This is a genomic window from Nonomuraea solani, from assembly GCF_900108335.1.
Taxonomy (GTDB): Bacteria; Actinomycetota; Actinomycetes; order Streptosporangiales; family Streptosporangiaceae; genus Nonomuraea; species Nonomuraea solani.
In genome coordinates this window covers 281,545-288,976 of the sequence record NZ_FNVT01000015.1, presented here as the reverse complement: position 1 = coordinate 288,976, position 7,432 = coordinate 281,545, and the positions used below count along the sequence as shown (strand labels likewise).

The following is a 7,432-nucleotide window of genomic DNA, read 5'->3' as shown; positions in this document are numbered from 1 at the left end:
GCCAAGTCCAACGACGCCGACTCCAACTACGACCGGATGAAGTCGAAGGTGCAGGAGGAGCTCAAGCAGCACTTCCGGCCGGAGTTCCTCAACCGGGTCGATGACATCGTGGTCTTCCATCAGTTGACGCCGAACGAGATCATCAAGATCGTGGATCTGATGCTCGCGCAGGTGGATTCCCGGTTGAAGGACCGCGACATGGGTCTGGACGTGTCACCGGATGCCAAGCAGTTGCTGGCCGACCGGGGTTACGACCCGGTGATGGGTGCGCGGCCGCTGCGGCGGACGATCCAGCGGGAGCTGGAGGATTCGCTGTCGGAGAAGATCCTTTACGGTGAGCTCCGGCCGGGGCAGGTCGTGAAGGTGACGATCGAGGGCGAAGGCGACAACGCCACGTTCATCTTCAAGGGCAAAACGGTCTCGAAAATCGCGCACTCGGCGACCACCCGGCCCTGACCCAACCGAGGGAAAATGCAGGGTCGCCTGCCGTCCTGTGCCAGGAGGACGTGTGCAACGGGGCGAAGTCTGGTGGGTCGAGTTCGACGAGCGGAGTGCTCGTACATGAGCGAGTCGCAGCACAGGGGGGTTGAGCCGTGGCGCATGTGGCCAGACATGGCGCATGTGGTGTGTCGTAGCACATGTGGTGAGTCGTGGCACATGTGCGGATTGGTCGCACTTGTGCGAGTTGGGCAGGCGGGTTGAGCCGTGGCACGTGTGCGAATTCGTGGCCCGCGTGCGGGGTGCCCGCACATGGGCGAGTCGCAGCAGAGGGGTTGAGCCGCAGCACGTGTGGCGAGAAATGGTACGCGTGCGAAGCGGGGGTCAGAGAGATTTGGAACGGGATCCGGCGTTAACGGGGTTCTCCCAGGTCAGTAGTCCTCTGCCGCTGCGGTCTTCCGGACATGGTTAACGCCGGATTCCGTTCCATCGCACAGAGGGGTGGGGCAGATAAGATAATGATCATGGTGTGGGAGGCAATCCCTGGTCTCGATGTGGTGAAGGTACGGTGGGCGGCTGGCGGGGGTCTGGGACCATCTGGGGCATGGCGCGTGGTGATGGTGGCGGCAGGGACGGCCGGGGCGAGCCGAGTGGCGGCCGGTGAGCGATGTGGACATGATGACCGCGGTCGTGCTGGAGCAGTTGGGCGCCAATCGCGATCAGTTGCGGACCCTGGAGCCGGCGCGGCGCGCTCCGCATCTGCTGGACGATCACACCGTGGAGCGGATCAAGCAGGTGTTCGGGGTGCAGCGCGACGACATGTGGCTGTGGGTCGAGACGGGCGAGCGCTGGCAGGCCCAGGACTTGAACGCGGCCGAGGCGGCGAAGGTCGATCAGTACGTGGCGGCGGTGGAGGCGTTCGCAGCGAGCAACGCGGTCATCTTGGCGTTGGCCGATGATCTGGTCGCGGGCACGATCGACAAGTTGATGGGCAAGAGCGACCTCGAACTCGGCATCGAGGCCCTGTTGCGCAACGGCAGGCTGTAGAGCGCCTTTGTCACCGTCGGCGGCCGGGCCGGCGGGCCGCAGCGCCTTGCCGACCGGACCGCCTCGTGTGCGAGCGCGCCCCCCTCCAGAACACGACACCGCACCACTCATGCATACCAGTGACCACCCGGTCGCGATCGGTGAACACCGAATCCCGCGTTTCCTCGCTGACCCCCGACAGTCTTTCGGCTTCAGCGCACAGAGCCTCGATCAAGAGGAACTCCAGATGCAGGTCGTCCAGGCCGTCCGGTACCTCCACCCATCGACCTCCTGGACAACAGACGCCCCAATCGCCCCAGAGGTTGACACGGTGCGCTGTCGGCGGAGTACGGACGTGCGGGCTGACATGCGGCCGGTCGGCCCTTGATCGCTTGATTTAACTAGTAACCCTTGAGTTGCTTCTGGCTTCCCTGCTCCCTCTAGCCGCAGGACCTGGGCCTATCTGCTGGTGCTCCGGCTTCATCGGAGATTGATGAGATTTCAGGGATTCTGAAGGTCTATCGTTCAGGTCGTTCGTCTTGCCGTGAGGGTGAAGGCGAGGTGGCCGGAGTTGGCGCTGGCGGTGGTGAAGGATCTTCGGGTGGCGCGTGCCCCGGCCACGCCTGAGGACCTGGAGCGCTGGAGACCGACGTGCTGGCCGGGGACAGTTCCACCGGCGGCTGCCACGAGCCGGACGCATGAATCATGGATCCTCTCTCTGACCCCGGCCGAAGACACGATCAGAAAGAGGTACCGCACACACCATCAGAGCTAGCTGATCGACGCTCTAGTCCCAGGTCACCGGGAGTGACAGGACATCGAAGTTCAGCGTGCCCGGGCGGAGCGGCAGTTCCTCGAAGGGCACGGCAAGCCGCAGCGTCGGGAACCTGGTTGCCAGAGCGCGGAAGGCGGCCTGCATCTCGACGCGGGCCAATTGCTGGCCGAGGCACTGGTGGACGCCGTGGCCGAACGCGATGTGTCCCCTGCCTTCTCGGCCCAGGTCGAGGACATCGGGCTCGGTGAACTGGTCGGGGTCGCGGTTGGCCGCCTGGAGTGAGAGCGTGACCGTCTCGCCGGCTCTGATCCGCTGCCCGTCCAGCTCCACGTCCTCGTGTGCGACGCGGTTCAGGAACGGGATGATCGTCAGGTAGCGCAACAATTCCTCGACCGCCCGCTCGGTATCGTCCCGCATCGCGGCGAACCGTTCCGGTTGTTGGAGGAGCACGAGCGTGCCCATCGTGAGCATGGTCATGGTGGTGACCTGTCCAGCGCTCAGGAGCGAGACCCCGATGTTGGTGAGCTCTTCGTCGGTGAGGTCGCTGGTGGTCAGATCGCTCAGCAGGTCGTCGGTCGGGTCGGCGCGCTTGGCGAGCACGAGGTCGCCCAGGAAGCTCCGCAACCCGATGAGCGCGGCGTGGAACTTCTCCAGATCGGGCTCCTGGCCGACGACCATGTCGGCGTCCCGCTGGAACGTCTCACGGTCCTCGTACGGCACACCCAGCAACTCGCAGATCATCAGCGAGGGAATCGGTCGTGCGAAGGCTTGCACCAGATCGACGCCCGGGCCCTGGCGTCTCATCTCGTCAAGATGCTCGGTGGTGATCTGCTCGACCCGGTCGGCGAGTGCGCGCATGCGACGAACGGTGAACTGGCCGATCAACAGGCGGCGGTACCGAGTGTGCTCCGGCGCGTCCATGAAGATGAACTCGCCGGGCCGAGCAGCCGGCAACTCGCCCACCGGACCTGGGACGGGCCGGTTGATCAGTTCGTTGCGGGCGCTGAACCGTGGGTCGGACAGCACCGCGCGCACGTGCGCGCGGCTCGTCGCCAGCCAGCCCTCATGACCGTTGGGGTATCTCATCTGGGTCAGTGGGCTGGTCTCCTGGATCCGCGCCAGCTCCGCCGGCGGATCGAAGGGGCACTTGGCGTCGCGCTCCACCGGCAGTGCGTCGAGCATGTCGTCTCCTCCTATAGCGGCAATACCGAACGCTGCCAACTCGGCGTGCTCTGCAGAGCTGAAAGGCGGTCTCGCCGGTCAGCTCGTCTGTGGTGTCCTCATGGCACTCGCCGCTCAACATGGCGACGGTGGCCTGGACGATGGCGCTGTGTTCGAGCATCGGGGTGAGCAGTTCAGGTAGTCCTCGTGGTCCGTGGTGTTGTGCAACAGGACGTACGGGCAGGCCGTAGTCCGCCATGAGCTATGCGGTTGTGCGGCGGTCGTCGGCTAGCGCGGTTGTCAGCTCGCCAGGCCACTGGTGCAGGCGAGCCGTGCGACACTCGCGGCGTCGGAGACGGCCTTGTGTTAGGCAGCGGTCCATGCCCGCTTTGCGGGGGCAGCATTACCTTGTCGGCTGCGGCAGACAGGCACGCGAAGGTGTCGGGGACGTTGTTGTGGGCGACGTCGTAGTCGCCCACAGCCGTTTGTGGCCCCTGTGGGTTTCGAGAGCGGTGGCCTCTTTCGGGCTGGGCCCCGGCGGTGATCTGGTCGGTCGGGATCTTCTCCGGCAGTTCCTCGACCACGAGACGGCCGGGCTGTCTGGTGGGCCCGTGACAGAACACTCATTAATGTGAACGAACTCCTCGTGGATGCGTTCAGCGCACTCATGGAGTCAGATGGAAGACGACGAAGCGGGTCTTCGCGCTGGCCGCCTCCAGGTCTTCACGGGTCGGCTGGCGGTCGCCGGGCAGGCCCAGCCGTAGTGCCCTGGCTGCGCGGGACCCGTTGCGGCGGGCGAACTTGGCGAGCAGGTCGGCGAGTTCGCCGCGGTCCTCCACCACCGCGGGGACCGCGTCGCGTTCGCGGCCGCGGATCCGCAGTTGGACGGTGGGGCCGCTCCGCATGCTCGGGATCCAGGTCAATACACTGGACATGGCCAGGACGGTGCCGGGGTCCCACGCGAAGTAGGCGATCGGAATGGTGAACCGGCGGCCGCTCTTGTGGCCGGTGTAGCTCAGCAGCATCAGCCGCTTGCTCACCAGCCGGTGCAGGGGCGAGGCGAGCAACGGGCGGATGGCCCGGTTCATCCAATGGAAGACCCTGACATCGGGGAGTGCGGCGTTCGCGCTCTCTGACTGGCTCACTACGCCTCCAAAAATGAGGGTTGCCTCACGTTCAATCGCACTGTAGCACAAACATGAGGAACCCCTCCGGTTGATAGCATGTGGCCATGACAACCGTGGCGAGCACCAGTGACGCGAGTCGGCCGCGGCGGCGCGACGCACAGCGCAACCGTGACGCGTTGCTGGCCGCCGCACGGGACGTCTTCGCCGAACACGGCTTGGAAGCGCCGCTGGAGGAGGTGGCGCGCCGGGCGGGGCTGGCCATCGGCACCCTCTACCGGCATTTCGCCACCCGCGCCGAGCTGGTCAGGGCGATCTTCGCGGAGAAGATGCGGCTGTGGCGAGACGCGGCCGAGCAGGCTGCGGAGATGGACGATGCGTGGGAGGGCTTCTGGTGCTTCCTGGAGACGATGTGTGAGCTCCAGGCCGACGACCGGGGCTTCAACGATCTGGCGTCCATACGCCTGCCCACCTCGTCCTATTTCGACGAGGAGCAGACCCACATAGCTGTGCTCGCGGACCGCATCGTCGAACGTGCCCAGCGGCATGGCGCTCTACGAGCCGACGTGACCGCGCAGGATCTGGTTTTCGTCGTCTGGGCCCACAGCCGGATCATCCACGCCACCCACGGCATCGCGCCGGGTGCCTGGCGCCGGTATCTGCACCTCATGCTCGACGGGTTCCGTGCCGATCGCTGCCACCCGCTACCCGAGCCACCACTCACCCGCGACCAGCTCTACCAGGCCATGCTCCGGCTGGGCGGCGCCGATGTCCGCGAGACGCCGGCGAAGTGAGGCACCGACCCCGGTGCCACCAGCCGCTCACGCCGCGGCTGGTTCGACCATCGGGGCTCGTTCCTTCGCGGTAACACGGGAAAGACGTCGTTGCGCACCGCACATTCAGGTCCGGCCTCGGGTGCCGACACCGGCGACGTCACAGGGCGGGAGGCGCGGGGTGTACGAGGCCGGTCTGGTAGGCGATGACGACGAGTTGGGCGCGGTCGCGGGCGTCGAGTTTGGTCAGGGCGCGTTGGATGTGGGTGCGTACGGTCAGGACGCTCAGGACCAGGTCTTCGGCGATCTCGGCGTTGGACTTGCCCTGCGCGGCAAGGATGGTGATTTCCCGTTCGCGAGGGGTGAGGTCGCTGAGCCGTTGCGGGGATGTCATCAGGGCGCCCGGGGCGGGTGTGGCGAGGAAGCGGGTGATGAGGGCGCGGGTGGCTCCGGGTGACAGGAGGGCTTCGCCGGAGGCGACGGTACGGATGCCGGCGAGCAGGGTGTCCGTGGTGACGTGCTTGCCGAGGAAGCCGCTGGCGCCGACGCGCAGTGCCTTGGCGACGTACTCGTCGGTTTCGTACATGGTGAGGATGAGCACGCGGGTGGCGGCCAGCTTAGGGTCGTCGCAGATGGTGGCGGTGGCGGCCAGGCCGTCCGATCCTGGCATGCGGATGTCCATGAGGACCACGTCCGGATGGTGCGCGCGGGTGAGCTCCACGGCCTGCTTGCCGTTGGCGGCTTCGCCGACCACCTCCATGTCCGCGCAGGAGTCGATCAGAAGCCGGAACGTGCCTCGCAGCAGGGCTTGGTCGTCGGCGAGCAGGACACGGATGCTCACGGGGTCGCCTCGTGTTCTTTCAGGGCGTGGGGGTGGAACGGCAGCGCGGTGGTGACTTCGAAGCCGCCTTCGGGGAGAGGGCCGGCGCTCAGGTCACCGCCGATGGAGTGGGCGCGTTCGCGCATGCCCATGAGGCCGAAGCCATCGGCTAGGTCTGCGGGGGCGGTGGTGGCGGTTCCGTCGTTGGTGACCCTGATCAGCAGGCGGGAGCCGGAGTAGGCGAGCCGGACGTGGGCCGCGTGGCCGGCCGCGTGCCTGGTGACGTTGGTAAGGGCTTCCTGGATGATCCGGTACGCCGTCAGGTCCACGCCTGGGGACAGGGGCTGAGGTTCTCCTTCGGTGGTGACGGTGACGTCGAGGCCGGCGGATTCGCACGCGGAGATCAACTCGGGCAGGCGGTCCAGCCCCGGGGACGGTTCCAGGGAGTCGGGGTCGTCGGCCTGGCGTAGCAGCCCGACGGTGGCGCGGAGTTCGAGCAGCGCGGAGGATGTGGTGCCGGTGAGGTCGGCGAGGATCTTCTGTGCCTGCTCGGGGTGGGTGGGCGCGAGGTGGGCGGCGGTGCCGGCCTGGGCGTTGGCCACGGCCATGTGGTGGGCGACGACGTCGTGGAGTTCCCGGGCGATGCGCATGCGTTCCTCGGCGACGCGCAGGCGTGCTTCTTCCTCGCGGGTGCGCTCGGCGTGTGCGGCGCGGGCCTGCATCGACTCCAGGTAGGCGCGTCTGAGGCTGGCCTTGCTGCCGGCGGCGAGGGGCAGCAGCAGCCAGATGAAGGGGGCGACTGTGCGCAGGAGCAAGGTGTCGCCGGTGGGATCGTCCAGCACTGTGGTGGTCACCACCACGGCCATGGTCGCCGCGCCGTAGACCCGCGTGGGTTTGGGGTCGGTGAGGGTGGCCAGCCAGTAGAGCGCCGTCATGACGGGTGCCAGCAGCAGAGGGCTGAGGAGGTAGCCCAGGGCGCCGGTGGCCACGGTGCTGACCGCAGTGACGGCGACGGCGGTGCGCGGGTGGCTGCGCGCTCGGAACACGGCGAGACAGGAGATGGCGGCGAGGAGTTCGGCCGGCCACTCCTGCTCCGGTCGGCTGGCCCCGGAGGTGCTGAGCTTGGCTCCCAGGACCGCGCAGGCGAACAGCGCCAGGACCGTCACCGCATCTACGGCGTGGGGGTGGCGCTCCGTGTAGCGCTCCAGGCTGGCGGTCATCGCGATTCTCCAGGTCAGGTGCTGGGTCCAGGATGGACAAGACCCAGCGTAGACGGCCGTATGAGCTGCCCGAGGTCTCTGCCTTGGGCAGCCCA

6 protein-coding genes and 1 pseudogene are annotated in these 7,432 nt (G+C 67.0%); 3 read left to right on the top strand and 4 right to left on the bottom strand.

Translation table 11 applies throughout. The annotated features are described in order from the left end of the window. Window positions 1-456 (top strand): annotated as a pseudogene (locus C4V41_RS41075) (AAA family ATPase); the annotation flags it as partial. A gap of 642 nt (window positions 457-1,098) precedes the next feature. Then, window positions 1,099-1,485: a hypothetical protein gene (locus C4V41_RS41065; RefSeq protein WP_146103967.1), complete on the top strand. Its 387-nt coding sequence runs from the start codon at window positions 1,099-1,101 to the stop codon at window positions 1,483-1,485. Between the two features lie 766 nt (window positions 1,486-2,251). Here C4V41_RS41065 and C4V41_RS41055 read toward each other — a convergent pair. Next, on the bottom strand, window positions 2,252-3,421 hold the full coding sequence (locus C4V41_RS41055; RefSeq protein ID WP_103961411.1) for a cytochrome P450: 1,170 nt from the start codon (window positions 3,419-3,421) through the stop codon (window positions 2,252-2,254). A gap of 644 nt (window positions 3,422-4,065) precedes the next feature. Beyond that, the gene (locus C4V41_RS41050; RefSeq protein ID WP_200824562.1) at window positions 4,066-4,545 is read right to left on the bottom strand and encodes a nitroreductase/quinone reductase family protein; all 480 of its coding nucleotides are present in this window, start codon (window positions 4,543-4,545) and stop codon (window positions 4,066-4,068) included. Window positions 4,546-4,631: 86 nt separating this feature from the next. Between C4V41_RS41050 and C4V41_RS41045 the strand changes: the two genes are divergently transcribed. Then, window positions 4,632-5,318 carry a TetR/AcrR family transcriptional regulator gene (locus C4V41_RS41045; protein ID WP_103961443.1) on the top strand — a complete coding sequence of 229 codons (687 nt, stop codon included), beginning with the start codon at window positions 4,632-4,634 and terminating at the stop codon, window positions 5,316-5,318. A 139-nt stretch (window positions 5,319-5,457) separates the two neighbouring features. On the opposite strand, the gene C4V41_RS41040 is transcribed toward C4V41_RS41045, so the two are convergent. Both C4V41_RS41040 and C4V41_RS41035 read right to left on the bottom strand, forming a co-directional pair. Further along, window positions 5,458-6,138 (bottom strand): response regulator, encoded by a 681-nt coding sequence (locus tag C4V41_RS41040; protein WP_103961409.1) that lies wholly within the window; start codon window positions 6,136-6,138, stop codon window positions 5,458-5,460. Next, the gene (locus C4V41_RS41035) at window positions 6,135-7,337 is read right to left on the bottom strand and encodes a sensor histidine kinase (RefSeq protein WP_103961408.1); all 1,203 of its coding nucleotides are present in this window, start codon (window positions 7,335-7,337) and stop codon (window positions 6,135-6,137) included. Before C4V41_RS41035 ends, C4V41_RS41040 begins: the two co-directional genes overlap by 4 nt. Window positions 7,338-7,432: the final 95 nt, after the last annotated feature.